At 64.9% G+C, this 23,933-nt stretch carries 25 protein-coding genes; 15 read left to right on the plus strand and 10 right to left on the minus strand.

Annotated elements, in window-relative coordinates; translation table 11 throughout:
• The first annotated feature begins 249 nt into the window (after positions 1-249).
• The 8 genes from APS40_RS23925 to APS40_RS23960 all read left to right on the plus strand — a co-directional run bounded on the left by APS40_RS23925 (position 250) and on the right by APS40_RS23960 (position 7,974).
• Positions 250-1,206: a LysR family transcriptional regulator gene (locus tag APS40_RS23925; RefSeq protein ID WP_055049423.1), complete on the plus strand. Its 957-nt coding sequence runs from the start codon at positions 250-252 to the stop codon at positions 1,204-1,206.
• Between the two features lie 119 nt (positions 1,207-1,325).
• Positions 1,326-2,357 (plus strand): extracellular solute-binding protein, encoded by a 1,032-nt coding sequence (locus APS40_RS23930; RefSeq protein WP_197279398.1) that lies wholly within the window; start codon positions 1,326-1,328, stop codon positions 2,355-2,357.
• A gap of 31 nt (positions 2,358-2,388) precedes the next feature.
• Positions 2,389-3,255, plus strand: coding sequence for an ABC transporter permease (locus tag APS40_RS23935; protein ID WP_055049425.1), 867 nt, complete (start codon positions 2,389-2,391; stop codon positions 3,253-3,255).
• Positions 3,252-4,043, plus strand: coding sequence for an ABC transporter permease (locus tag APS40_RS23940; protein ID WP_055049426.1), 792 nt, complete (start codon positions 3,252-3,254; stop codon positions 4,041-4,043). Before APS40_RS23935 ends, APS40_RS23940 begins: the two co-directional genes overlap by 4 nt.
• Positions 4,043-5,128, plus strand: coding sequence for an ABC transporter ATP-binding protein (locus tag APS40_RS23945; protein WP_082434637.1), 1,086 nt, complete (start codon positions 4,043-4,045; stop codon positions 5,126-5,128). The genes APS40_RS23940 and APS40_RS23945 overlap by 1 nt, the downstream gene beginning before the upstream one ends.
• Before the next feature lie 25 nt (positions 5,129-5,153).
• Positions 5,154-5,912, plus strand: a complete 759-nt coding sequence (locus APS40_RS23950; RefSeq protein ID WP_210166737.1) for a 5-formyltetrahydrofolate cyclo-ligase — start codon at positions 5,154-5,156, stop codon at positions 5,910-5,912.
• Between the two features lie 218 nt (positions 5,913-6,130).
• Complete coding sequence (locus APS40_RS23955; RefSeq protein WP_055049428.1) at positions 6,131-6,997, plus strand: hypothetical protein; 867 nt, start codon at positions 6,131-6,133, stop codon at positions 6,995-6,997.
• Positions 6,998-7,056: 59 nt separating this feature from the next.
• A complete protein-coding gene (locus APS40_RS23960) occupies positions 7,057-7,974 on the plus strand; it encodes a homoserine O-succinyltransferase (RefSeq protein WP_055049429.1) in 918 nt (305 codons plus the stop codon).
• A gap of 153 nt (positions 7,975-8,127) precedes the next feature.
• Here APS40_RS23960 and APS40_RS23965 read toward each other — a convergent pair whose 3' ends face one another.
• The 3 genes from APS40_RS23965 to APS40_RS23975 are packed head-to-tail and all read right to left on the minus strand — an operon-like array spanning position 8,128 to position 11,698.
• Positions 8,128-8,562 (minus strand): SRPBCC family protein, encoded by a 435-nt coding sequence (locus APS40_RS23965; protein ID WP_055049430.1) that lies wholly within the window; start codon positions 8,560-8,562, stop codon positions 8,128-8,130.
• Between the two features lie 44 nt (positions 8,563-8,606).
• Positions 8,607-9,752, minus strand: a complete 1,146-nt coding sequence (locus APS40_RS23970; protein ID WP_055049431.1) for a hypothetical protein — start codon at positions 9,750-9,752, stop codon at positions 8,607-8,609.
• Complete coding sequence (locus APS40_RS23975) at positions 9,749-11,698, minus strand: glycosyltransferase family 2 protein (protein ID WP_055049432.1); 1,950 nt, start codon at positions 11,696-11,698, stop codon at positions 9,749-9,751. Before APS40_RS23975 ends, APS40_RS23970 begins: the two co-directional genes overlap by 4 nt.
• A gap of 129 nt (positions 11,699-11,827) precedes the next feature.
• On the opposite strand from APS40_RS23975, the gene APS40_RS23980 reads away from it, so the two are divergent.
• From APS40_RS23980 to APS40_RS23995, 4 genes are all read left to right on the plus strand, one after another.
• Entirely contained in the window at positions 11,828-13,282 is a 1,455-nt protein-coding gene (locus APS40_RS23980; RefSeq protein WP_055049433.1) for a YcjX family protein, read from the plus strand.
• Complete coding sequence (locus tag APS40_RS23985) at positions 13,279-14,301, plus strand: YcjF family protein (protein WP_055049434.1); 1,023 nt, start codon at positions 13,279-13,281, stop codon at positions 14,299-14,301. Before APS40_RS23980 ends, APS40_RS23985 begins: the two co-directional genes overlap by 4 nt.
• 144 nt (positions 14,302-14,445) lie before the next feature.
• Complete coding sequence (locus tag APS40_RS23990; RefSeq protein ID WP_055049435.1) at positions 14,446-15,033, plus strand: NADPH-dependent FMN reductase; 588 nt, start codon at positions 14,446-14,448, stop codon at positions 15,031-15,033.
• A 114-nt stretch (positions 15,034-15,147) separates the two neighbouring features.
• A complete protein-coding gene (locus tag APS40_RS23995; protein ID WP_055049436.1) occupies positions 15,148-15,504 on the plus strand; it encodes a YciI family protein in 357 nt (118 codons plus the stop codon).
• Between the two features lie 53 nt (positions 15,505-15,557).
• Here APS40_RS23995 and APS40_RS24000 read toward each other — a convergent pair whose 3' ends face one another.
• Positions 15,558-16,109: a DUF2269 family protein gene (locus tag APS40_RS24000; protein ID WP_055049437.1), complete on the minus strand. Its 552-nt coding sequence runs from the start codon at positions 16,107-16,109 to the stop codon at positions 15,558-15,560.
• Positions 16,110-16,323: 214 nt separating this feature from the next.
• On the opposite strand from APS40_RS24000, the gene APS40_RS24005 reads away from it, so the two are divergent.
• The gene (locus APS40_RS24005; protein ID WP_055049438.1) at positions 16,324-17,181 is read left to right on the plus strand and encodes a DMT family transporter; all 858 of its coding nucleotides are present in this window, start codon (positions 16,324-16,326) and stop codon (positions 17,179-17,181) included.
• On the opposite strand, the gene APS40_RS24010 is transcribed toward APS40_RS24005, so the two are convergent.
• Entirely contained in the window at positions 17,182-17,655 is a 474-nt protein-coding gene (locus APS40_RS24010; RefSeq protein ID WP_082434638.1) for a winged helix-turn-helix transcriptional regulator, read from the minus strand.
• 130 nt (positions 17,656-17,785) lie between these two features.
• Between APS40_RS24010 and APS40_RS24015 the strand changes: the two genes are divergently transcribed.
• A complete protein-coding gene (locus APS40_RS24015) occupies positions 17,786-18,385 on the plus strand; it encodes an NADPH-dependent FMN reductase (protein WP_055049439.1) in 600 nt (199 codons plus the stop codon).
• A gap of 142 nt (positions 18,386-18,527) precedes the next feature.
• Entirely contained in the window at positions 18,528-18,998 is a 471-nt protein-coding gene (locus APS40_RS24020; RefSeq protein ID WP_055049440.1) for an SH3 domain-containing protein, read from the plus strand.
• 93 nt (positions 18,999-19,091) lie between these two features.
• On the opposite strand, the gene APS40_RS24025 is transcribed toward APS40_RS24020, so the two are convergent.
• The 5 genes from APS40_RS24025 to APS40_RS24045 all read right to left on the minus strand — a co-directional run bounded on the left by APS40_RS24025 (position 19,092) and on the right by APS40_RS24045 (position 23,929).
• Positions 19,092-19,424: a 2Fe-2S iron-sulfur cluster-binding protein gene (locus APS40_RS24025; protein ID WP_055049441.1), complete on the minus strand. Its 333-nt coding sequence runs from the start codon at positions 19,422-19,424 to the stop codon at positions 19,092-19,094.
• A 127-nt stretch (positions 19,425-19,551) separates the two neighbouring features.
• Complete coding sequence (locus APS40_RS24030; protein ID WP_055049442.1) at positions 19,552-20,577, minus strand: NAD(P)/FAD-dependent oxidoreductase; 1,026 nt, start codon at positions 20,575-20,577, stop codon at positions 19,552-19,554.
• 122 nt (positions 20,578-20,699) lie between these two features.
• Positions 20,700-21,986, minus strand: a complete 1,287-nt coding sequence (locus APS40_RS24680; protein ID WP_082434640.1) for a phosphoadenylyl-sulfate reductase — start codon at positions 21,984-21,986, stop codon at positions 20,700-20,702.
• Positions 21,979-23,637, minus strand: coding sequence for a nitrite/sulfite reductase (locus APS40_RS24040; RefSeq protein ID WP_055049443.1), 1,659 nt, complete (start codon positions 23,635-23,637; stop codon positions 21,979-21,981). The genes APS40_RS24680 and APS40_RS24040 overlap by 8 nt, the downstream gene beginning before the upstream one ends.
• Positions 23,624-23,929: a DUF2849 domain-containing protein gene (locus tag APS40_RS24045; RefSeq protein WP_055049444.1), complete on the minus strand. Its 306-nt coding sequence runs from the start codon at positions 23,927-23,929 to the stop codon at positions 23,624-23,626. The genes APS40_RS24040 and APS40_RS24045 overlap by 14 nt, the downstream gene beginning before the upstream one ends.
• Positions 23,930-23,933 lie beyond the last annotated feature (4 nt).

The following is a 23,933-nucleotide window of genomic DNA, read 5'->3' on the forward strand; positions in this document are numbered from 1 at the left end:
TATTGCCGGGATGCGAGTGATCGTCCGAAGGAACCGGCTGGTACCTCGCCGACGCAAGCTCGCCGAGATGGCGCCAGTTCAGGATCCTGGGGCCACGAAGGTCGGCCTGTACCAGCTTGCACTTTGCCGCCATCATGCGGCTATGCAGGAAAGTTTCAATCAGACCCCGTCTGGTGGGCGTTTCGTCGCCGGTCGGCCGGGAAAGCGCCAGCTCCGGTCGCGCCGAGGTGGCGGTGGCTCGCAGTGACGATGAATAGCCGCTCCAACTTCTTTGGCCTGAGCCTGCGCGAGCTCGACATTCTGCGTCGTCTGCTCGCCGAACGCAGTGTTTCGGGGGTGGCGGCGCAGCTTGGTCAGAGCCAGCCATCGGTCAGCGCCATCCTCCGCCGCCTGCGCGACATTTTCGGTGACCCGCTCCTGGTGCGCTCGGGGCAGAGGATGCTGCTCACCGACAAGGGCATGCTGGTCTCGACGCAGGTCGAGGAGCTCATGAATCGCTTCGTCGATTTGCTCGAGTCCGACGAGACATTTGATCCGGCCACGTCCGAGCGGACCATTCGAATAGCCGCCGCCACGTCCTTCGAGTTCTTCCTTGTGCCCCACCTCATCGCCGAGTTGCACAAGGTTGCGCCGCGCTGCCGGTTGGAGCTGTTCGTGCCGACGATGCAAAGCGGCGAAGAGACAGAGCGCGAGACAGGTGGTCTCGATGCGATCGTCGGCAACTGGCCGGTGCCGCCACCGCATCTGAAGCACATGCCGCTCGCGAACTCGGAACTCGCCTGCCTCGTCTGTGCGTCCCACCCCCTGCCCGCCGGCACGCAGCTGACGCTCGAGGATTATGTGAGGTTGAGCCACATCTCCCCCTCGGCCCCTCAGGATCTCTCCATCCGTCCGATCGAGGGCATGCTGATGCGGTTGGGGCTTGAGCGGCGCGTCGTGGTGTCGGTGCCCGACTATTCGATAATTCCGCAACTATTGCCCGGAACGCACCACGCGTTCACGGTGGGGCGCCGCTATGCAGAGCACGCGACGCGTGGCGGCAAGCTCAAGCTTCTGCTGATGCCGGACGAACTCAAGGTCATGGCCTTCTACCTGCTCTGGCACGAGAGGTCGCAATCCAGCCGCTATCATCGCTGGCTGCGCGAGACCATCCGCCGGCTGGTCCGAGAGCGGGACGTGCTGGCGGTTCCCGCCACTGCCTCATAAGGGCGCGGTTATGACGCCTATACGGGATGGGCACCTGTCCCTCAGTTTGCACCATGCCTAGTCTCCTCGCGACGTGCCTTTGCGAGTGGGCACGGGAACATCAACACAGCAGGGAATCCATGAAACGCATTGCTTGTTACGCGGCCTTGACCGCGGTGAGCCTTTTCCCGTGCCTGCCCGCCCTTGCGCAGGATTACTCGGGTCACACTCTCGTCGTCGGCACCTGGGGCGGCGATATCGAACGGCTGCTTCGCGAGCATGTCGCCGGTCCCCTCGAGGCCAAGACCGGCGCCAAGGTCGAGTTCCTGCTCGGCGGCAGCGGTGACCGCATGTCCAAGATGGTTGCCGAGCGCAACAATCCCACCATGGATGTGACCTTCCAGAACATCTACGAGGCGCCCGCCGCCCTCAAGGAGGGGCTGGTTGTCGCCCCCGATGCCGCTCTGGTGCCGACGGCTGCCGACGTCTGGGCCGGCATGAACGATGGTTGCTATGCCATGAGCCTGGTTGGCCTGGGCATCGCCTACAGCAAAGCCCTGTTCCCCGAAGCACCAGAATGGGCCGACCTGTGGAAGGCCGAGTTCAAGGGCAAGATGGCCTATGCTCCATATCCGAGCTCGGAAGGTGACGGCATGCTGGCCGTCGCCGCCCGTATCGCCGGCGTCGACGAACACGATCCGGACGCCGCTTTCGCCAAGCTGGCGGAACTGGGTGCGCCGGTGCTCAGCTATAGCAGCCTCGACGAAGTCTTCACCCTCATGGATGCCGGCGAGATCGCCGCAGCGCCGATGATATCGGGCTACGTCCTGTCGAACCTGGGCAACTATGAAGGCATTGGTTTCGTGTTCCCCAAGGACCCCGGACCGGTGCTGGTGCGCGACATGGTCTGCCAGGTCGCCAACAGCCCTGAGCCTGAACTGGCCAAGATGTTTATCGACCTTGCGCTCAGCGTCGAAACCCAGACGGCCTATGCGAAGGAACTCAATTTCGGCCCCACCAACTCCAAGGTGGAACTGACCGAAGAAGAAGCCGCTCGCGTGATCAATACCCCGGAAGAAGTGAAAAGCCTGCTTCAGCTGGATTGGTCCTACATCATCGAGCAGCGTTCCGATTGGACCGATCGCTGGAACAAGCAAATCCTTGGTCAGTAATCGCTCCGGCCTGAACTAAGGATCTCGTCCATTGAAACAGACACCGGACATCAAGCCGACCGCAACGGCGCTGCTCGTTGCACCAGCGGCCATCCTGATGTTCGGTGTCTTCGTCCTGCCGTTCGTGTTTCTGGTGGTGCTCAGCTTCTGGAGCCAGGTGCCTGGCTCTGTCGGCATCGACCCCACCTTCACGCTGGCCAACTACGCTCGCATCATCGGCGACGGCTATTACCTGGGCGGCCTGTGGACCACCCTGTGGCTGAGCGGGCTGGTGACGCTGATCTGCCTCGTTCTCGCCCTGCCCCTGGCGCGCTGGATCGTGCTCCACGCCAAACGGTCGAAAGGCCTGCTCATCGGGCTTTGCATCCTGCCGCTGGTCTGCGGTGCGCTGCTGCCGACCCTAGGCCTGGTCAATCTGCTGAGCCCGCTGGGCTTCATCAACGGCGCACTCAAATCCATGGGCCTGATCAAGACCAGCCTGCCGCTGCTCGGCAATATCGCCGGGGTCAGCATCGGCCTGGTGCAGGCCTTCCTGCCGCTGATGATCCTGCCCCTGATCAGCACCATCGAGCGCATTCCGCACGACTACGAGAAGGCGGCCATGTCGTTGGGCGCCACTCGCCTCGTGGTGTGGCGCCGCGTGCTGCTGCCGCTGATGCTGCCGGGCATCGTCGCGGGCAGCCTGCTGGTGTTCTGCGCATCGCTCACCGCCTTCGTTACCCCGCAAATTCTGGGTCAGGGCAAGGTCGTGACCTTTGCCTCGCTGGCCTATCAGCAGGCCGCCATGGTGCTGGATTGGCCGTTCGCGTCGGCGCTGGGCATGGTCATGCTGCTGTTCCTGGCATTAGCAGGGCTGCTGGGCGCACTGGTTTCCCGCGGGTTGGGGAGACGCACATGACCTCGCGTTTCGGTAAGGCAATGCTGCTCGGCACCGTCCTCGCCATCCTGCTCTTCCTCCTGGCGCCGATTCTGGTGCTGATCCTGTCGGCCTTCGACAGCGGCAACGTCTTCCGTTTTCCGCCACGGGGCCTGTCGCTGCGCTGGTTCGAAACGGCGCTCAACCATTCCGAATATCGCAGCAGTCTGTGGATCAGCACGGTGCTGGGCCTCCTCTCCACCGTGATCGCGGTGGGGTTGGCCAGTCTTGCCGCCTTCGGGCTGGTGCGTGGCAAGCCATCCTACCGGCTGGCCATGGAGGTACTGCTGCTGGCGCCGCTGACCCTGCCGCTGGTGGTCTGGGCCATCGCCCTGCTCTCGATCTATGCGCAACTGGGCATCAACGGCACGCTGCCGGGCCTGATCCTCGCCCACGTCACCATCACCATGCCGTTTGCGGCACGCATTATGATCGCCACGTTCGACGAGATCGATCCCAACCTCGAGGCCGCCGCCAAAAGCCTGGGCGCATCACCGTGGCAGGTGGTTCGTCGCATCACTCTGCCGCTGGCTCGACCGGGTCTGCTGTCCAGCACGGCCATCGCCTTTCTCGTCTCGTTCAATGACGTCGTGGTCACGACGCTGATCGCCGGCGCCGGCTGGATCACCTTCCCTGTCCGCACGTTCTCCCGGCTTCGCACCGAGGGGATCGACCCGACGACCATCGCCATCGGCGCCATGATCGTCGCCTTCACGATTTTGGTGATCGTCCTCGGACAACGCCTCTTTCAGCTTTCGAGGCGTCTCTGATGACCGGCTCTTCCTATCTGCGCATCCGCTCCGTGCAAAAGAGCTACAAGGGGGCATTGGCGCTGCACGATATCGACCTCGCCGTCGAACAGGGCGAGTTCGTTTCCCTGCTTGGACCGAGCGGCTGCGGCAAGTCGACCCTGCTGCAGATCCTTGCCGGCCTGCTGGAGCCCGACCGTGGGCAGATCCAGCTCGACGGCGCGGACATCACCAATCTGCCGCCCTGGCGACGCAACATCGGGCTGGTATTCCAGAACTACGCTCTGTTTCCCCATCTCAGCATTCGCCAGAATGTGCGCTTCGGCCTCGACATGCTGGGCATGGGGCGCGCCGAGGCCGAAGAGCGCGTCGATGAATCGCTCGAGATGGTCGGGCTCGATCCGTCGCTAAGCCGGCGCCCCGGCGAGCTGTCCGGTGGCCAGCAGCAGCGTGTAGCCATCGCCCGGGCCATCGCGATCCGGCCCCGGCTGCTGCTGATGGATGAGCCGCTGTCCAACCTCGATGCGGTGCTGCGCCACAAGGTGCGCCTCGAACTGCGCGAACTGCATGACCGGACCGGCATCACCACGATCATGGTCACCCATGATCAAGCCGAGGCTCTGGCCACCTCGGATCGCATCGCGGTGATGCAGGGTGGCCGGATCCTGCAGTTCGAAGCCCCCGAAGCCCTCTATGCCGCCCCCGCGACGGCATTCATCGCCGGCTTCGTCGGTAGCCCGCCGGCGAACCTCTTGCCCCTCACGGCAAACGGGCCGGACAGCTGGACCCTGGCCGATGGCCAGCTCTGGCAGCCCGCGGCACCTCTCGCCCCGAAAGCCAACGGCGCAGCGGCCGGCCGAGCCTGCCTGATCGCCTTGCGGCCGGAGAGCCTCACTATCGGCGCGACCGGTGAAGGTGGCCTGCCGGCCCGGGTCGCCGCCGTCGAATTCAACGGTGGCGATCGCCTGGTCCATGCCGAAACCGGCGGCACGCGGATCACGGTTCGCCTCGCCGCCACAGAGGCCGTTACCGGCCCCGACATTCTGCTTTTCCCGCCGCAGCAGGCGCCCGTGTTGTTCGACGCGGCGACCGGCACCCGCCTTTGATTCCAAGAGATTGATGGAGATCGTCATGACTGACCGTGGTCGTTGGGCAGGCCGCAACCCTGCCAAGGACGAGCTGCGCAACGCCATCTGGGATCAACTCGTTGCCGACGGGGTGGCGATCGGCCCGGCGCGCAGCCACATCCCCAACTTTACCGGCGCGGACGTGGCCGCCTGGCACATGGTGCAGATCCCGGCCTGGCGGACGGCCAAAGCCGTGAAGGTCAACCCCGATTCAGCGCAATACTCGCTGCGGCTACGCGCCCTGTATGAGGGCAAGACGCTCTATTGCCCGGTTCCGGAACTGGTGCAGAAGGCGCCCTATGTCCGGATCGATCCCGACCAGCTCAAGGACAAGGGTATCTCGTTCGAGCTGGCGGCGAGCCACCAGGGCTACATGCATTACGGCGAGCGGATCGAGTTTACCGACATTCCCGAACTCGACTTCTGCGTGTTCGGCTCGGTGGCCGTGACCCGGCAGGGCGCGAGAACCGGTAAAGGCGGCGGATTTGCAGACCTGGAAGCCGGGGTGCTGAACGAACTGGGTCGCATCCGGCCCGACACGCCGCTCGTCACCAGTGTGCATTCGAGCCAGGTCGTGCCGGACGGGGACATCGTCATGATGGATTTCGACTGCTGGATGGACTACGTCGCAACCGAGACCGAACTGATCGTCACCGCCAGCGCGCATCCCCGCCCCAAGGGCATTTCGTGGGACCATGTCCAGCCTGACCAGTTCGACTCGATCCCTTTCCTGCGTGAGCTGCAGCCCAAGGCGCAGCGGTAGGCCATCCGGATGACCAGCTGAACGAGGCCATCTCCAGCACGGCGCTTTCGGCGGCGGCTGCTTGTGACAAGACCGTGGCATGATCGCCTGGGTCCGAGGGCGGGAGTGTTTCACTGCCGGTTTCCTCGCACTGCCAGATGGCGCCGGGGGCCTCCTCCTGCCCTTGTCGCTGCCGCGCGCATCGTCTAAATCGATCACGCCGAACCGGACCCGCCCTTATGCTGTTCAATTCCGCCGAGGATTTCCTGAGCGCGCCGCGTCACGCCGTGACGGTGTTCGGCATGGCCGGCGTCGGCAAGACCTGGCTGGCGGCGCTGCTGCGCAAGCACCAGTGGTTCCATTACTCCGCCGACTACCGCATCGGCACGCGCTACATGGGCGAGTTCATCGTCGACAACTTCAAGGCCGAGGCCATGAAGGTGCCGTTCCTGCGCGAGTTGCTCAGGACCGACTCGATCAAGATCGACAGCAACATCACCTTCGCCAACCTCGACCCCCTCTCCACCTATCTGGGGCGGCCGGGCGACACTCGCCGCGGCGGGCTGACGCTGAGCGAATATCAGCGGCGCCAGGAGCAGCATCGCGTCGCCGAGATCGCCGCGCTCACCGACGTGCCCTACTTCATCGAACGCGCCGACAAGCTCTATGGTTATGCGAACTTCATCGCTGACACCGGCGGCTCGCTGATCGAGGTGGTCGACCCGTCCGATGCCGACGATCCGGTGATCAAGGCGCTGACCGCGAGCACCCTGCTGCTCTACATCCGCGGCACAGAGGACGACGCGCACAAGCTGATCGAGCGCTTCCGGCACAGCCCCAAGCCGATGTACTACCAGCCGCATTTCCTCATCGAGAAGTGGCAGGAGTTCAAGCGGCTGAACAAGGTGAAGGACGACGCCGACGTCGATCCCGACGCATTCGGCGCCTGGGGGTTCGAGGCGCTGCTCAAGGACCGGCTGCCGCGCTACCAGCAGCTCGCCGACACTTTCGGCTACACCATCGAAGCCAGCGATCTCGCCACGGTGCGCGACGGCGACGAGTTCCTCGACCTGGTGGCGGGGGCGATCCGCAAGCGAATGCGATAGCGCCGAGATATCGGCGCCGCTTCCGCTCACCTGATCGCTATCCTATCTAGAGGCACATCATGCCCATTCGTATTCCTGACCACCTGCCGGCGGCCAAGACCCTTCAGTCGGAGGGTGTCATGGTCATGGACTCTTCCCGCGCCGCCCGCCAGGACATCCGCCCGCTGCAGATCGGCCTGCTCAACCTGATGCCCAACAAGGAGCGGACGGAGACGCAGTTCGCCCGGCTGATCGGCGCCACCCCGCTGCAGGTCGACCTGACGCTGGTGCGGGTCAGCGACCACAAGTCCAAAAATACTTCCGAAGCCTATCTCAAGAGCTTCTATTCGACCTGGGAAGAGGTGCGGGAACGCAAGTTCGACGGCTTCATCGTCACCGGTGCGCCGGTGGCCAACATGCCGTTCGAGGAGGTCAAGTACTGGTCCGAGATGCTCGAGATCATGGACTGGACCCAGACCAACGTGCACCACACCATGTTCATCTGCTGGGGCGCACAGGCCGCGTTGCACCATTTCCACGGCGCCAAGCGCTACCGCATGCCCAAGAAGGCCTTCGGGGTGTTCCGCCACCAGTTGGTTGGGCCGCAAACGCCATGGCTGCACGGCTTTTCGGACAGCCCGATGATCCCTGTCAGTCGCTACAACGACATCGACCGGACCAGCTTGGGAGAAAACCTCGAGGTGCTGATCGACAATCCGGAGATCGGCGTCTGCATGTTGCAGGACAAGGCGCGCCCTGCCCTCTACATGCTGAACCACCTCGAGTACGACAACCGTTCGCTGGCGGACGAGTACGAGCGTGACATCAAGGCCGGCCTCGACACAGCGCCGCCGGTCAACCTGTTCCCCAATGGCGACACTACGGTGGAACCGGAGAACCGCTGGCGCAGCCATGCGCACCTGTTGTTCCAGAACTGGATCAACGAGATCTACCAGACCACCCCGTACGAGCTCGAGAAGATCGGGCTCGGCGAATAGTTCTTTCGCAGGGAACCGAGAGAGACGCCCCCTCCCATCCTCCCCCATGAAGGGGGAGGTGCCGCATCGAGATTGCGGCACCGATGGTGCCAAGCGCTCGACTCTTCACCTCCCCCTTCATGGGGGAGGCCGGGAGGGGGCCGTCTCTGTCAGTCAGCGCATCCCCTCCGCAGACTGCTTCAGCCCTTCCAGCATCATGGTCCAGTTCTTCTCGAACTCGGCGCGGGTCTTGGCGTCGAGCTGCGTCTCCTTGCCTTCGTTGAACTGGCTGAGGGTCACCCTGGTGCGCTTGCCTGAGGGCTCGAGGCGATACTTCACCAAGTGGTAGCTGAGCGGACGTTTGCCGGAGCCGTCGGTGTCGCTCCAGTGGGTAAAGCTCAGCTCCCGGCCCTCGGACAGGGTCTGGATTTCACCGCGGTCGGTGAACAGCTTGCCGTTCCACTCGCCCTTGAAGGTAATGGGATGGCCGATCTTCCAGTCCGTCTCGATGACGGTGCCGGGAAACATGGCGCCCCTGCGCATGGCCTGCCAGACCTCGGCGGCGGACGCCGCGATGGTGGTGTCGACTTCGACAACGGGTTTCTGCATGTCTTGTCCTCCATTGCTGGAGGATCAAACGCCCGGCCGCAGCGTCAGGTTGCCAGGCCTTGCGGCACGAAGTTGAACAGCGCTGCCTTCCAGGCCGCATCGTTCCACAGATCGGTGTAGGTCCAGCTCGCGGCGGCCGCGAGCAGCAGCAATGCCAAGGACAGCAGGCGCAACTGGAACGGCAGCCGCACCACGGCCAGCCAGGAGACGAACGCCACCATCATTGCCGTCGGCGGCACGATGGGCGTCATCGTGGTTGTGAGGATCGAACGCGCAAACACCAGATAGAGCGGCAGGACGATCACCGCCAGCGCACTGAACACGTGGCGGCGCTCTTCGAGGTCCGGCCAGAAACAGTAGAGCAGCGGCACGATGAGGACGGGCGCGAACACCGCCAGTGCCTCCAGTCCGCTGCTCAGCGCCTGCACGTCGAAATGCAGGTTCGTGTAGGTGCTGACATAGGGCAGCAGTGCCGCGCCCACATCCATGCGCGCCTGCATGATGAAGCCGACGATCCCGATGGCGACGATCAGCGTGGGCAGGATCGCCACCAGCAGCATGGCGACGAAGGCGCGCGGATCGGTGCGCCCGTCCGGGTCGGCCAACGCCGTGGCAATGGCCAGGGGCACGATGAGCAACGCCGCGATCGGGCTCGCCAGCAGCAAGAGCGGCAGCAGCAGGCCTAGCCCGATAGCCGACTGCACGTCGCCCACGTCCTCGAGCGAGCGGATCGCCGGGATCAGTGCGGCAAAGGCGATGTAGAGCGGAATGGCCCGCGACGACGCGGTGACCGTATAGAGGCCACCGGCGTGCAGCATCAGCAGCACCAGCGCGATGAAGGCGCCGATGCGGAACCAGCCATTGGCGCGCAACCGGTCGTAGAGTGCGCCGAACGCGAATCCCGAAACCAGCACCGCAGTGAGCGACAATGCCCACTGCTGCAGCGGCGTCCCGGGCAACAGGCTGACCACGCGCAGTACCACCTGCGACAGCCAGCCGCCGGTACGCCAGGCTTCACCCGCCTGCAGCTGCTCGACATCCCGGCGTATATAGCCGCCGTCGATCACATGCAGCGCCACGACCAGGAGAATGAGCACCGCGACGAGCGACCACAGGATCGTCGCCGGGCGCCAGAACGGCCGCCGCTGATGCGCTGCGACCGGAGCAGTGGCGAGATCGAGAAGGCTCATTTTGCCGCCTCGCTGTTGACTTGCTGCAGCGTCTTCTGGGTCACGCTCGAGGTGCCATGCTCGGTTTTTTCCCAATAGTGCGGGTTGAACATGAGCTGCCAGAACGCCTTGTAGGCGGCGATCGAGTGCAACACCCAATAGACCGGCAGCAGGATGCCCACCGGCACCAGGTCGTAATACTTGCGCTTCAGCGCCGCGATCACCCCGAAATAGACGAGGAACAGGTTGCCGATCACCAGGTTGAACAGCGCCATGGTGCCGAACGGCTCGGGGAAGAGCCAGCCGAAATCCCAGGCATTGGTGAACCAGACCAGCAGAGTGATGACCCAGAGGATCGGCGCCAGCAGCATGGTGAGGGGCGGCGCGCCGATGAAGAAGTGGAACGAGAAGAAGCCCTTCGCGCCGATCGAACGCCATAGCTGCACAGGGTGCCGCATGTGCACCAGCCAGGTCTGCATGTAGCCCTTGATCCAGCGCGAGCGCTGCTTGATCCAGCTCGGCAGCACCCCGTTGGCCTCCTCGTAGGTGGTCGAGTTGATGACGCCGACGGTGTAGCCCTCCTGCGCCAGCCGCACGCCGAGGTCGGCGTCCTCGGTCACGTTGTACGGATCCCAGGCGCCGACCTTGCGCAGCGCCGAGAGCTTGAAATGGTTGGAGGTGCCGCCGAGCGGAATCGGCACCTTGAGCCAGTCGAGCCCAGGCAGCAGGAAATCGAACCACTGGCTGTATTCCAGCGTGAACATCCGCGTCAGCCAGTTTTCCGAACGGTTGAAGTAGTTGAGCCGCCCCTGCACGCAGGCGAGCCGCGGGTCGCCATTCCGGAAGGCCAGCACCGCCTTCTTGAGCTGATCCGGCTCGGGCTGATCCTCGGCATCGTAAATGGTCACAAACTCGCCGCGGCTGAACTGCAGCGCGTAGTTGCAGGCCTTCGGCTTGGTCTTGGGCTGGCTGGGCGGCACCCGTACGATCTCGAAGGTCCCCGGCAGGCGGAGCGCCTTGGCGGCCTCGATAGTCTCGGTGTCGTCCTCTTCGAGGACCAGCTTCACTTCGAGCTTCGACGCCGGGTAATCGAGCCCCTTCAACGCCTTGGTCAGCAAGGGCAGGACCTTGGCTTCCTTATACATCGGCACCAGCACGGTATAGACCGGCAGCTCGCTGTCCTTGAGGGCGGCGATCGCTTCGGCCGAGATCTCCATGTCCGCCTTGCGCGACGAGCCGACAAAGGTGAGCACGAACTTGAACACGAAGGTCAGTGTGTAGATGGTGGTGAAGAACGCCATCAAGGCCACTGCCGTCGCCATGGGCGCCAGCACGGCGGCCACCAGCAGCATCGCCAGCAACGCCCACAGCACCAGCTTCTGCGGCCTCGTCACCGTGAACTTGGCGGAATGCTCCGGCTTCCACGAATAGAGCGCCTCGCGGGCAAAGAAGCTGTCCCAGTCGCGGAACAGCTCCTGCGTCTGCCACAGGATGTCGAACGGCGAGGTGATGACGAAGTCGTAGTTGTCGGTTCCGAAGCGCTCGTCGCCCCACAGAAAGTGCTCGGCGGTGATCTCCGTCGCGGCGAGGATCATTCGTCCCTCGACCTGCCGCCAAGGCACGATGTGGCGCTCGGCATAGTCCCCGCGATCCTCGACCCTGATCAGCGTCTTGTCGATCGGCTCGCGCTGCAAGTCGACGAACGGCAGCCCATACACCCTGGCGACGGCCTTGTAGTAGTCGATCGGCCGCACCAGCCCGAGCCCGATAATGGTCTGGGCCAGGCTTGAACCCCACTCGGCCGTCTGCCGCATCGCAACGGCGAGACCGGTGAGACTGAGCGTCTTGTCCGCAACCAGCAGCTTGGCGACATCCAGATGCAGCCGTTCGCCGGGTGTGCTGTCGCGCGGAACGCCGAGAAGTTCCGACGGATCGCCCTGAAAATTGCGCGTTACTGAATGTGCCATCCGCCCAGTGAACGGGGGCAACAGTGAAGAAAGCTCAAACCCGGCGATCACGATTCGTCTCATCGTGCCAATGCGCTAGCCTTGCATTCCCGTGCGGACCGCCTACCTTCCGGCGATCCGGGGAGCCCGATGCCGCAAGCGCCGACCACCATTACCGACGAGATCGGCATCGCGCTGGGCAACCTCGCCGACGCCGCGTCGGCGCCGTTCACCCCCACCCTGCGGCTCGGCGTCACCGGCCTCAGCCGCGCCGGCAAGACCATCTTCATCACCGCGCTCATCCACAACCTGCTCACCGGTGGACGCCTTCCCGGTTTCGCGGCGCTGACCGAGGGAAGGTTTATCGGCGCCCGGCTGGCCGAGCACCCGGATGCCGGCATCCCGCGCTTCGCCTATGAACAGCATCTCGCGGCGCTGACCGGCAAAGATCCGCACTGGCCGGAATCGACCCGCAAGATCAGCCAGCTGCGGCTGACGCTGAAGTTCCAGTCGAAGCGCTGGGTATCGGGGATGTTCGGCCCGACAGTGCTCAACCTCGATATCGTCGACTATCCAGGCGAGTGGCTGCTCGACCTACCGCTGCTGTCGCTGAGTTTTGCCGAGTGGAGTGCGCAGGCGCTGGCGCGTGCCGCGCTGCCGCATTCGGCTGCCGAAGCGGAGGCATTCCTCAACGAACTCGGGAAGGTCGATGTCGCAAGCGAGGCGACCGATGTTGCAGCGGAGCGGCTGGCCGCGGCCTTTACCGACTACTTGAGGCGCAGCCGCGAGGATGGACGGGCGCTCAGCACCCTGCCCCCGGGCCGTTTCCTGCTGCCGGGCGACCTCGAGGGGAGTCCGGCGCTGACCTTCGCGCCGCTGCCGCCACCGGCGGGGCCGGTCCGCTCCTCCAGCCTCTACGCCATGCTGGAACGCCGCTACGAGGCCTACAAGGCCATCGTGGTGCGGCCGTTCTTTCGCGACCACTTCGCGCGCCTCGACCGGCAGGTGGTGCTGGTCGACACGCTGCGGGCGCTCAATGCCGGCCCCGCGGCGGTGGCCGACCTCGAGACGGCGCTGACCGACATCCTCGCCTGCTTCCGCCAGGGCGACAATAACCCCATCATCCGCCTCGTGGCGCGCCGCATCGATCGCATCCTGTTCGCTGCCACCAAGGCCGACCACATCCACTCCTCCAGCCACGATCGCCTCGAGGCGGTGATGAACCGGCTGGTGGCCGACGCGGCGCGCAAGGCGCGGTTCGCCGGTGCTGAAACCCGTTCGATGGCCATCGCCGCGATCCGGGCCACGCGCGAAAGCGTCATCGAAGAGGGTGGTGAAAGGCACGAAGTGATCGTCGGCACCCCTGAGGCCGGCGAAGTGCTGGACGGAACAGTCTATGACGGCAAGACAGAAATTGCGTTGTTTCCCGGCGACTTGCCGGAACATCCTGATACATTGTTCGAAGATGGCCGCCCTCTGGCCCTGAACTTTCTGCGCTTCCAGCCGCCGCAGCGGCTGGAAAAGAACGCCGAAGGCAATGTCGTCCTGCCGCATATCCGCTTCGACCGGGCGCTCGATTACCTGATCGGGGACTGGCTGAGATGAAACCGCCCTTTGCCCGCACGCTCGCGTCCGCCGGCGGCGCCGCCGAGGAACCGCGCCGACCGCGGGTATTCGAGCCGGCACAGGCGGTCGCCCTCCCCGAGGCGATCGAGCCGATCACCGATATCGAAGCCCTGCCCGATGATGCCGCAAGGCCGCCGAAGCTGCTCGGCTGGGCCGGCAGGATCGCCTGGACGGCGGCCGGCATCCTGGTATCGCTGGCGCTCGGGCTCGCGGCCGAGCGGCTGATCGCCGATCTGTTCGCGACGCAGCCCTGGCTCGGTTGGGTGGCCGTGGCGGTGCTGGCCGTGCTGGTGGTCGCGCTGCTGGTGATCATCGTCCGTGAGGTCGCATCGCTGCTGCGGCTGCGCACGCTCGACCGCCTGCGTCAGGCCGCACGGGCCGCTCTCGTCAGCGACAACAACCGAGCAGGCGCGGCCATCACCCGCGAGTTGCTGGACATCTACGCCCGTCGGCCGGATCTGGCGCGGCCGCGCGACGAACTCGAAAGCAATGCACCCCACGTGTTCGACGGCGCCGAGCATGTGCGGCTGACGGAGCGGCTGCTGATGGCGCCGCTCGATACACGGGCCCGGGCGCTGACCGCCGCCTCGGCGCGACGCGTTGCGCTGGTGACCGCGGTGTCGCCGCGCGCGCTGATCGATATCGCGTTCGTCATCTTCGAAAGCCTGCGGCTGGGCGGCGATATCGCTCGACTCTACGGCGCGCGGCCAGGCTTTATCGGCACCTGGAGACTGATCGGGTCCATCCTCGCGCATCTGGCGGTGACCGGCGGGCTGGTGCTCACCGACGGCGTGGTCGAGCAACTGGTCGGCCAAGGCCTCGCGGCCAAGCTTTCGGCGCGGCTGGGCGAAGGCGTGGTCAACGGCCTGATGACGGTGCGGGTCGGCATCGCCGCCATGCGCGTCGTTCGCCCCCTGCCCTTCGAGGTGGTCAAGCAGCCCATGGTCAAGGATTTCATCCCAGAGCTCGCCAACGTGCTGAACGCCGAAAAGAAGTGACACCGGGCAACAGCCTCGCGCCGCCGGCGAGCCACCCGGCAGTGAACAGTGCGTTCGCCAGTCACATGCATGTGCCGTCTTGCGCGCTCATGACCATAGGCACATATCCACCCCCAGTCACATTTTGTAACCAAGGGGGCACCAATGTACCGGGTGGCCGTATTCGTCGGGAGCGCGCGCCCGACCTCGTCGAACCTCAAGCTGGCCAAGGCGCTGGAAAAGCTGGCAGCCGGCAAGCTCGAGTTCCAGTACATCAGGATCGACAACCTGCCGTTTTACGACGATGCGCTGTGGAACGATCCGCCGGTCGAAGTGATGCGGCTGAAGCGCGAGATCGCCGCGGCGGATGCGGTGTTGTTCGTCACGCCCGAATACAACCGCTCGATTCCGGGCATCCTGAAGAACGCCATCGACTGGCCGTCGCGGCCGTTCGGCGAGAGCGTGTGGACCGACAAGCCCGGCGCCATTGCCGGCGCTACTGGTGGGGTCAGCGGCACGGCCGCCGCGCAGGTACACCTGCGCTCGATCTTGCCGGTGGTGGGTGTGGCGCTGATGGGCCGCCCCGAGATCTATTTCCAGTCGCGTCCCGGCGCCATCGACGATGACCACAACATCACCGACGAGCGGGTGAGAACCAACCTCACTATCTGGGTGGAGCGCTTCACCGACTGGATCGGCATGTTCACGAAGCCGCAGCAGGCCGTCGAGGAGATCGAGCGCAAGAGCGCCTAGCAGCCGGCACACGTGCAATCGCGCCGGAACGCTCCACTCGCCTTCACACAAGAGTCGCACTGGGGGGATACGCGTGTCCACAGCCGGCAGGTCGCTGGCGATAGGAGATGCGCGATGCCCAACTATCTCTTGGCCTACCATGGCGGTGGCGAACCCGAGAGCGAAGCGGCGCAGGCGGCAGTGATGCTGGCCTGGAACGAGTGGCTCGACGCGACCGGAGAGGCGATGCTCGACCTCGGCAGCCCGGTAGGCGCGACGATGAGCGTCGGTTCGGACGGCTCTGTTGGCCCGGCTCCCGCCGACCCGATCAGCGGCTACTCGATCATCGAAGCCGACGACATGGCGGCGGCGCTCGAGATCGCCAGGGGCTGCCCGGTATTGGCCGACGGCGGCACCGTCGAAGTCTCCGAACTCGTCGACATGGATTTCGACGACGAGGACGATGACGACGAGGACGACGAAGACGACTGAAACCCGCTGGTGATCGCGGCGCGCCCCCAAGCGGCGCCGCGATCACCAGGGGCTCACTCGGCGCGAAGCGGGTGCAGCCGCGCCTTGCCGCCGAGGATCAGGAATGCCGCAACGCCGAGCGCGCCGTAGATCACGACCAGCGCGAAGATGTCGGTCCAGCCGGGCTTGAGCACCATCAGCGCGATGATCGCAACGATGCTGGCATAGTCAGCCGAGGCGAAGCGGATCATCCTGCCGCCATAGACTGCCGCCTCGGACAACTTGCCCTCCGCGATCAGCGCGGCGGCATTCTCGCCCATCGGACGCAGGAAGAAGTGGCCGCCGACGAAGCTCGCCAGCGCACCGAGCAGTCCGAGGATCACCCAGGCCTCGCCCCACAGGTTGCCGAGCAGCACGGTGACAAGGCCGAACAGCAGCGTCAGCCCTCCGGCCGGCAGGAACCACAGCATGGCAAGGTTGCCCATGCCGCCGGAAACCCGCATCAGGCTCTCATCGTCGCCCTGGCGCAGCGCCAGCAGCCCTTGCAGCAGCATCACGGCCCCGCCGCCGAACCAGGCCATGGCGGCGAGCACATGCAGAAACTTGAAGATTGTGTAGAAGTCCATCGATCCCTCGCGTGCCCCCCGCGAGGCGCGCTGGGTAGGGCGGCGCGGGTGAACGGGCGATGAATGGCGGCCACCGGCTCGGTGCCTGTCTCCCCTCTTCCGAAGCCAAGGACACTTAGCCCCGCCAAACCCAGATTTTCGCTTTCTCCCTCGCAAGGCGGCAGATGAGCTGTGGCACTATCCAGCTCAAGTCACCGATTCCCCGGGCCCCGCGATGAATCTCAAACTGGCAGCCCTGTGCGCGGCGACCCTGTGGGGCTTCACCTACATCATCACCACCACCATGCTGCCGCATAACCCGATCTTCATCGGTTCGGTGCGGGCACTCGGCGGTGGCTTGCTGCTCCTCGCCTTTGCCCGGCAACTGGCGCCGCGAGGCTACTGGCCGAAGCTGATCGTGCTGGGCACCCTGAATTTCGGGGCTTTCTTCTCCCTACTGTTCGTTTCGGCCATCCGCCTGCCGGGCGGTGTCGCCGGTACCTTCCAGACGCTTGGTCCGCTGATCACCATCCTGCTCGCCTGGGCTCTGCTTCGCCAGCCGCCCACCCTGATGAAGATCGTCTCGATCCTGATCGGGGCGGTCGGCGTCAGCTTGGTGATCCTGCGCGCCGATGCTGGCATGGACATGCTCGGCGTCGGCGCCGCGCTCTGCAGCGTCGTTGCCGGCTCGCTCGGCGGCATCCTGATCAACCGCTGGGGCCGGCCAGCCGAGATGTCCCTGGTGAGCTTCACTGCCTGGCAGTTGCTGATCGGGGGAGCGGAACTCGCGGTGCTGGCGCTGCTCGTCGGCGATCTGCCCGCGGCCATAGATTGGACCAACGCGCTGGGGCTGGCCATCCTCGCGGTGGTGCTGACGGCCCTGCCCTTCATCCTGTGGTTCCGCGCCATCGTGGCGCTCGGCGCGGCGTCGGTGATCCCATTCGTACTGGTGACGCCGGTGGTCGCCTTCGTCCTCGATGCGGCGATCCGCAACGTCGTGCCCAGCCCGCTGCAACTTGTGGGGGTCGTGCTGGTGATGACCGGGTTGGTCGTCAACCAATGGGCCGGGCTGCGGGCGGACAGACCAGGCTGATCACCAGGCGAGGCGCCTGGCCTCTTCCTCGCGCTCGGCGAACCGCTCCCGGGCCTCCACGACGCGATGGCGGTTGGCATGGGCCCAGTTGCCGATGACGCGCAACGGCTCCTGCAGCTCCTCGCCCATCTCGGTGAGCGCATAGTCGACGCGCGGCGGGATGCTGGGAATCACCTTGCGTGAAACGAACCCATCCTTTTCGAGATCGCGCAGCGTTGCCGTCAGCATCTTTTGCGACACGCCCTCGATCTGCCGCTTGATCTCCGAGAAGCGCTTCGGGCCATCGCTGAGCACCCGGACCACGAGGATCGTCCACTTGCCGCTGATCTGCGCCAGCACCTCGTGCACGGGCAGCATTGCGCGCTGGCATTGGGCCATGTTGTGCGGTTCGGGACTGTCGCCGTCGAACAATGCCGCGACGGCGTCCGGAGCTGCCGTCGGCAGCGGTTCCGTGGGGGTGACCAGGTCGTCCATGCGTAACTCCGTCTCGAAACGGTGCCGTCTTGTGCACCTCTGCGGTAGTCACCAACATAGCGCCAGTTACTGACGGTGACTAGGTCTCTGTTGGTGGCTACCCATGCACTCCCTACAAGGCAGACAGTCAATGAGCAGCAAGCCACGCATCGGCATCATTCTTTCCACTACCCGCGAAACCCGCTTCGCCGACCGTCCGGCACAATGGGTGCTCGACATCGCCAGGGCCCGCGGCGACGCCGATTACGAGATCGTCGATCTCAGGGACTATCCCATGCCGTTGTTCGAGGCGGCGATGTCGCCCGGCTATGCACCGATCGAGCATGAAGTGACCAAGCGCTGGGCGGCCAAGATCAATGAACTGGACGGCTACATCTTCATCACCGCCGAATACAATCACTCGATCACCGGCGCCCTGAAGAACGCCCTCGACCATGTCTATCACGAGCCCAAGCGCAAGCCGGCAGCGTTCGTCGGCTATGGCGGCGTGGGCGGCGCGCGCGCAGTGGAACAGCTGCGGCTGATCCTCATCGAATTGCAGATGGCCCCCACCCGCTCTGCCGTGCATGTCGGCATGGAGCCGATGCTCGGCATGCTCCGGAACGGCAAGGATTTCGGCGACTACGATTATCTGGGCGCATCGGTGGGGCCGATGCTCGACGAGCTCCTGTGGTGGACCAGAGTGCTGAAGGCCGGCCGCGACGACGCCGCGCTCGCCCAGGCAGCCTGACGCTCCGGCCTCTCAGCTACAGATTCATACGGCGCCCGGGGAACTTCCGGGCGTTCCGGAACTTAATCGGGCTGCGAGGGACGGCGCGCGGATGCGGACGCTTTCCGTTCCTCGGAACGATGGAGAGCTTATCCTGGCCCGCATGATCGCCTCGATCGCGCTGTTCTGTGCAGTCGCTTTGGTCGCTGCAGCATTTACGGTTCTCGGCTTCCGGTACAGCACCGCTGTGGTTGCGCAGCTGGCGGCCGCCGCCCCGGTACGAACCGACAATCTCAAACCCCGATATGAGCCGCGTTTCGCGTTGGCCAAGGCCGCCGACCTCGATGTCGCGCGGTCCGTACCGGTCAAGCCGGTAGCGCAAGCGCTGCCGCCCGAAGCGGCACTCCAGCCGGCGCCGGGGTTCACCCACAGCGTGACGGTCGAAGCCCTGCGGGTAAGGTCCGGCCCGGGACGGACCCAGCCCCAGGTGTTCACGCTCAAAGGCGGCACCTGGGTCAACATCAGCGACAATGTGCGCGGCTGGGTCCGGATCACCGACCAGGCAGGCAAGACCGGCTGGGTCTATGGCAGTTTGTTGCGCCCACTCGACACCGCGCAGGTGCAGGCCCGCTGACGCCCCTGCACACGAATCGCTGCTCCGGTCCGCCGCGATGGGAGCACGACAGCAGCCGGCATCCGCTTGACCTCCGGGTGCCGGCTGTGGACTTCACGCAGCCTCGGAATCCTTTGCCGCGCTGGGCGCCAGCGTCACGCGCATGCCGTCCAGATCTTCGCTGAGCAGGATCTGGCAACTGAGCCGCGAGTTCGGCTTCTTGTCGAGCGTCGAGTAGAGCAGATCTTCCTCGTCGTCGCTCGGTTCGGGTAGCTTCTCGAACCAGCCATCCTCGACATAGACGTGGCACGTGGCGCACGAACACGCGCCCCCGCACTCTGCCTTGATGTTGAGGCCCCAGTCGCGGATCACTTCCATCGTGCGCCAGCCATCGAGCCCTTCGAGCTCGTGTTCGACTCCGGATTGGTCGGTGACGAGGATCTTCATCGTGCCGGGCTCCCGGCGCGATGGCAGTCGGCAGTCGGCAGTCGGCAGTAGAATAGGCTCGCCAAGCCACTGCACGCCGCTCGCAGAAAGCGTCCGACTGCCGACCGCCGACTGCCGACTGACGTCATCACACTACCCCGAGCTTCTTCTGCAGCTTGGTGGAGCTGGTGGTGTACTGGAACACCACGCGCTCGCCCGGCGAGACCACTGCCTTCGCTGCCTGCGCCATCAGCGCGGCTTCGTGGAAGCCCGACAGGATCAGCTTGAGCTTGCCTGGGTAGTGGTTGATGTCGCCGATGGCGAAGATGCCCGGCACCGAGCTCTCGAACTTTTCGGTATCGACGGTGATCAGGTTATCGTTGAGCTCGAGGCCCCAATCGGCAACCGGGCCGAGCTTCATGGTGAGCCCGAAAAACGGCAAGAGGCGCGTCGCCGGCAGCGGCGTATCGCCCGAATCCATGCTGATATGGACATGGTCGATCTGGCCGTCCTTGCCTTCGAGCTTGCCGATCTGACCGAGGAGGAAATTGATCTTCCCCTCCATCACCAGCTCTTTCATCTTGTTGACCGAGGCCGGCGCCGCCTTGAAGGCGTCGCGCCGGTGCACCAGCGTCAGCGAACGCACGATCGGCTGCAGGTTGAGCGTCCAGTCGAGGGCGGAGTCGCCGCCGCCGACGATCACCACGTCCTGGTCGCGGAAATCGTCCATCTTGCGGACGGCATAGAATACCGACTTGTTCTCGTACTCTTCGATGCCATCGACCGGCGGACGCTTGGGCTGGAACGAGCCGCCACCGGCCGCGATCACCACCACCTTGCAGCGGAACACCTCATCGGCGTCGGTCTCGAGACGGAACGAACCGTCCTCCTGCTTTTCCAGCTTGGTGACCATGCGGCTGAAATGGAACTCGGGCCCGAACGGCGCGATCTGCTGCATCAGGTTGTCGGTCAGGCCCTGCCCGGTGACCATCGGGAAGCCTGGAATGTCGTAGATCGGCTTTTCCGGATAGAGTTCGGCGCACTGCCCACCCGGCCGGTCGAGAATGTCGATGAGGTGGCATTTGATGTCGAGCAGCCCCAGCTCGAATACGGCAAACAGGCCCACAGGACCGGCGCCGATGATGACCACATCCGTGACGATTTCGTTCGACATTGACTTCTCGTTTGGCTGAAGGCCGCTCCGGCCTTCCAGTTCTCAGGGTTGTGCGCAGCCTGTCACGCTCGGCGCGGCGAAACGGCTGCCCCGCCGCGGCGGGGAACAGCCGTGAACTTTGATCAGGCGTTCTCGAGCGCGCGGCGCAGGAACGGACGGGTGCCAACCGGCACCTCGGTCAGGCCGACCGGCTGATAGAACAGGTCGACGGTGGCGAGCTTGCCCTCCTCGAGGGCTTTGCGGGTCGGCTCATGCTTGACCACGAAGGCGTTCATGCCGCACCGGCGCATGTGCGGAATCTGATCGTGCAGCACGTCGCCCACGGCCCGCAACTCGCCCTTGTAGCCGTACCGCTCGGCGATGAGGCGCGAGGAGGAATAGCCGCGACCGTCGCCGAAGGCCGGGAAGTTGATGGCGATCGAGCTGAAGCGATCGAGATCGCCTTTGACCAGCTCGACATTGTCGCCCGGCGAGACCAGGAGACCCACCGGATGCGGGTTGGCCAGTACGGCCTCTCGATGCTCGAGGAACACCGGCAGCGGAATATGCGTGTAACGCACGGTGCCGGGATCATCGCCCTCGCCCCAGGCGCGGAACGGGTCGGCGATGAAGGCGCCGTCCTTGAAAAGGTTCAATTCCTGAGCGGCCATGGGTTTGGCGATGGCTCCGTTGAAATCGAAATGGATGCCGCACTCTTTCTTGTTGAGCCCGCGCCAGCGGCCGGCACGCGGATCTTCGCCTTCGGCCACCACGCTCGTGCACGGCGCGCAACCGATCGACTTGTAGCCCTTATTGTACAGCGGGTGCTCGGGCAACCCATACTTGAGCTTGTAGGTCGTGATATCGGCATCGGAGAAATAGGCCAGCGGATTGACCTTGATACGGTCATCGCTGGTCAGCTCGAAATGCGGCAGCACGCCGCGCTCGGCGGTCTGGTAGCGCTTGCGGCCGGTGACCCAGCCCCCGAAACCCGAGACGGTGGCGTCGAGCGGCTCGGTCTTGCGGATATGGCAGCACGAATCCGGGTCGGTCTCCCACAGGTCGCCTTTGGGGTCGAAGCGCTCGATATCCTTGCTGTCGGGATGGAGCGCGATGACGTTGGTGAGGCCAAGGTGCCGCTTCAGCGTCTCGACATAATCGAGCGTTTCGGGGAAGTGCTTGCCGGTCTCGAGGAAATAGACCGGCAGGTCCTTGTTCACCTCCGAGACCATGTGCAGCAGCACCGAAGAATCGGCGCCGAAAGAGGAGACGATGGCGATGTCGTCGACCAGCAGCTCCTCGACGGCCTGGCGCAGCACGGCGACGCCGTCCATCTCGTCGAACATGCCATTGAGCGACATGATGCCGAGTTCACGCAGCTTGTCCGGCTTATGGGCCCGAACGCCCGAAGCGACGGCTAGATCAAGCATTGCCGTACAGCGCCTCCTTGAACGGCGCGTCGCCCAGCCGGCGGTAGGCCGCGATGAACGGCTCGTCGGCGCTCTCGCGCTTCGCGATGTAAAGGTCGACCAGTCGCTCGATCGCAGCCGGCACTTCTTCGACGACGAAGCCGTGGCCGAGGATGTTGCCGATCGCGGCGTTCTCCGTGGCGTCCCCACCCACGGTGATCTGGTAGAGCTCGGTGCCCTTTTTCTCGACGCCCAGAATGCCGATGTGGCCGACGTGATGGTGGCCGCAGGCGTTGATGCAGCCCGAGATCTTGATCTTCAGGTCGCCGATCTCGGCCTGCCGCTCGGGCGAGGCGAACTTGCGGCTGAGCTCCTGCGCCAGCGGGATCGAGCGGGCATTGGCCAAGGCACAGAAATCGAGCCCCGGGCAGCAGATGATGTCGGTGATCTGGCCGGCATTGCCTTCGGCCAGCTCGTGCTCGACCAGCTTGGCGTAAACCGCCGGCAGGTCGGCGATCCGCACATGCGGCAGCACCAGGTTCTGCTCGTGGCTGACGCGCAGCTCATCGAACGAATAGCGCTCGGCGAGGTCGGCAACCACATCCATCTGCTTGTCGGTGGCGTCGCCCGGCGCGCCGCCGGTCGGCTTCAGCGAGATGGTGACAGAGACATAGCCCGGCTGCCGATGCGCGCTGAGGTTGCGCTCGAGCCAGCGGCCGTAAGGCGGGTTGAGTATCTTTTCCTTCGCCACATCGACGGTGGTCTCGTTGACCAGCTCGTAGTCGGGCTGGGCGAAGTACCTGGTGATCCGGTCGAGCTCTTCCTGCGGCAGGGTCAGTACACCGCCCTTCACATGGGCGAACTCTTCCTCGACCTGCTCGCGGATGGTGTCGATGCCGGTCTCGTGCACCAGTATCTTGATGCGCGCCTTGTACTTGTTGTCCCGGCGGCCGTAGCGGTTGTATACGCGCAGGATGCTCTCGAGATAGGCGAGCAGGTGCTCGTGCGGCACGAACGGGCTGATCTGCTTGCCGATCATCGGCGTGCGGCCGAGACCGCCGCCGACCCAGACCTCCCAGCCGATCTCGCCAGCCGCGTTGGTCGCCGCCTGCAGGCCGATATCGTGGAAGCGGATCGCGGCGCGGTCGGTGGTCGAACCGGTCATGGCGATCTTGAACTTGCGCGGCAGGTAGCTGAACTCGGGGTGGAGCGACGACCACTGGCGCAGGATCTCGGCGACCGGACGCGGATCGATGATTTCGTCGGCCGTGGCGCCGGCGAACTGGTCGGTGGTGATGTTGCGGATGCAGTTGCCCGAGGTCTGGATGGCGTGCATCTCCACCGACGCGAGGTCGGCCAGGATCTTCGGGATGTCGCGCAGCTTGGGCCAGTTGAACTGAATGTTCTGCCGCGTGGTGAAGTGGCCATAGCCGCGGTCGTAGTCGCGGGCGATGCGCGCCAGCATGCGCAGCTGCTTCGAGCTCATCGTGCCGTAGGGCACGGCGATCCGCAGCATATAGGCGTGGAGCTGCAGGTAGAGCCCGTTCATCAGCCGGAGCGGCCGGAACTGATCCTCGTTGAGCTCACCGGTCAGACGGCGGGCCACCTGGTCGGAAAACTGCGCCGTGCGCTCCTTCACGAACGCGGCGTCGAACTCGTCATATCGATACATGGCCGTCCTCGTCGAGATGCTGCCGGTCGAAGCGCGGAGCCGTCGGGCCCTCGGCGCGGATGCGCTCGCGGATGCGGTCGGGATAAATCACCCCCTCGCGCAGCGATACGGTTTCGACCTCAATGGAGTTGATGCGTCCGGTCTTCTTGGTGGCGGCGATGGCAGCATCCTTGGCCTCGGCCTCTTCCCTGAGGAAGACGCGCGCCTGCTGCAGCTCTTCGACCCACTTGCCCGCCCGGTCGAGATAGACCGTCGCGCCGCTCATCAGCTCATTGCCGGTGAGAATTTCCATGCTC

The organism is Devosia sp. A16, assembly GCF_001402915.1.
Taxonomy (GTDB): domain Bacteria; phylum Pseudomonadota; class Alphaproteobacteria; order Rhizobiales; family Devosiaceae; genus Devosia_A.

Coding starts and splice junctions, on each gene's coding strand:
- APS40_RS23925 (WP_055049423.1), top strand. CDS start 250: ATGAATAGCCGCTCCAACTTCTTTGGCCTGAGCCTGCGCGAGCTCGAC.
- APS40_RS23930 (WP_197279398.1), top strand. CDS start 1,326: ATGAAACGCATTGCTTGTTACGCGGCCTTGACCGCGGTGAGCCTTTTC.
- APS40_RS23940 (WP_055049426.1), top strand. CDS start 3,252: ATGACCTCGCGTTTCGGTAAGGCAATGCTGCTCGGCACCGTCCTCGCC.
- APS40_RS23945 (WP_082434637.1), top strand. CDS start 4,043: ATGACCGGCTCTTCCTATCTGCGCATCCGCTCCGTGCAAAAGAGCTAC.
- APS40_RS23950 (WP_210166737.1), top strand. CDS start 5,154: ATGACTGACCGTGGTCGTTGGGCAGGCCGCAACCCTGCCAAGGACGAG.
- APS40_RS23955 (WP_055049428.1), top strand. CDS start 6,131: ATGCTGTTCAATTCCGCCGAGGATTTCCTGAGCGCGCCGCGTCACGCC.
- APS40_RS23960 (WP_055049429.1), top strand. CDS start 7,057: ATGCCCATTCGTATTCCTGACCACCTGCCGGCGGCCAAGACCCTTCAG.
- APS40_RS23965 (WP_055049430.1), bottom strand. CDS start 8,562: ATGCAGAAACCCGTTGTCGAAGTCGACACCACCATCGCGGCGTCCGCC.
- APS40_RS23970 (WP_055049431.1), bottom strand. CDS start 9,752: ATGAGCCTTCTCGATCTCGCCACTGCTCCGGTCGCAGCGCATCAGCGG.
- APS40_RS23975 (WP_055049432.1), bottom strand. CDS start 11,698: ATGGCACATTCAGTAACGCGCAATTTTCAGGGCGATCCGTCGGAACTT.
- APS40_RS23980 (WP_055049433.1), top strand. CDS start 11,828: ATGCCGCAAGCGCCGACCACCATTACCGACGAGATCGGCATCGCGCTG.
- APS40_RS23985 (WP_055049434.1), top strand. CDS start 13,279: ATGAAACCGCCCTTTGCCCGCACGCTCGCGTCCGCCGGCGGCGCCGCC.
- APS40_RS23990 (WP_055049435.1), top strand. CDS start 14,446: ATGTACCGGGTGGCCGTATTCGTCGGGAGCGCGCGCCCGACCTCGTCG.
- APS40_RS23995 (WP_055049436.1), top strand. CDS start 15,148: ATGCCCAACTATCTCTTGGCCTACCATGGCGGTGGCGAACCCGAGAGC.
- APS40_RS24000 (WP_055049437.1), bottom strand. CDS start 16,109: ATGGACTTCTACACAATCTTCAAGTTTCTGCATGTGCTCGCCGCCATG.
- APS40_RS24005 (WP_055049438.1), top strand. CDS start 16,324: ATGAATCTCAAACTGGCAGCCCTGTGCGCGGCGACCCTGTGGGGCTTC.
- APS40_RS24010 (WP_082434638.1), bottom strand. CDS start 17,655: ATGGACGACCTGGTCACCCCCACGGAACCGCTGCCGACGGCAGCTCCG.
- APS40_RS24015 (WP_055049439.1), top strand. CDS start 17,786: ATGAGCAGCAAGCCACGCATCGGCATCATTCTTTCCACTACCCGCGAA.
- APS40_RS24020 (WP_055049440.1), top strand. CDS start 18,528: ATGATCGCCTCGATCGCGCTGTTCTGTGCAGTCGCTTTGGTCGCTGCA.
- APS40_RS24025 (WP_055049441.1), bottom strand. CDS start 19,424: ATGAAGATCCTCGTCACCGACCAATCCGGAGTCGAACACGAGCTCGAA.
- APS40_RS24030 (WP_055049442.1), bottom strand. CDS start 20,577: ATGTCGAACGAAATCGTCACGGATGTGGTCATCATCGGCGCCGGTCCT.
- APS40_RS24680 (WP_082434640.1), bottom strand. CDS start 21,986: ATGCTTGATCTAGCCGTCGCTTCGGGCGTTCGGGCCCATAAGCCGGAC.
- APS40_RS24040 (WP_055049443.1), bottom strand. CDS start 23,637: ATGTATCGATATGACGAGTTCGACGCCGCGTTCGTGAAGGAGCGCACG.
- APS40_RS24045 (WP_055049444.1), bottom strand. CDS start 23,929: ATGGAAATTCTCACCGGCAATGAGCTGATGAGCGGCGCGACGGTCTAT.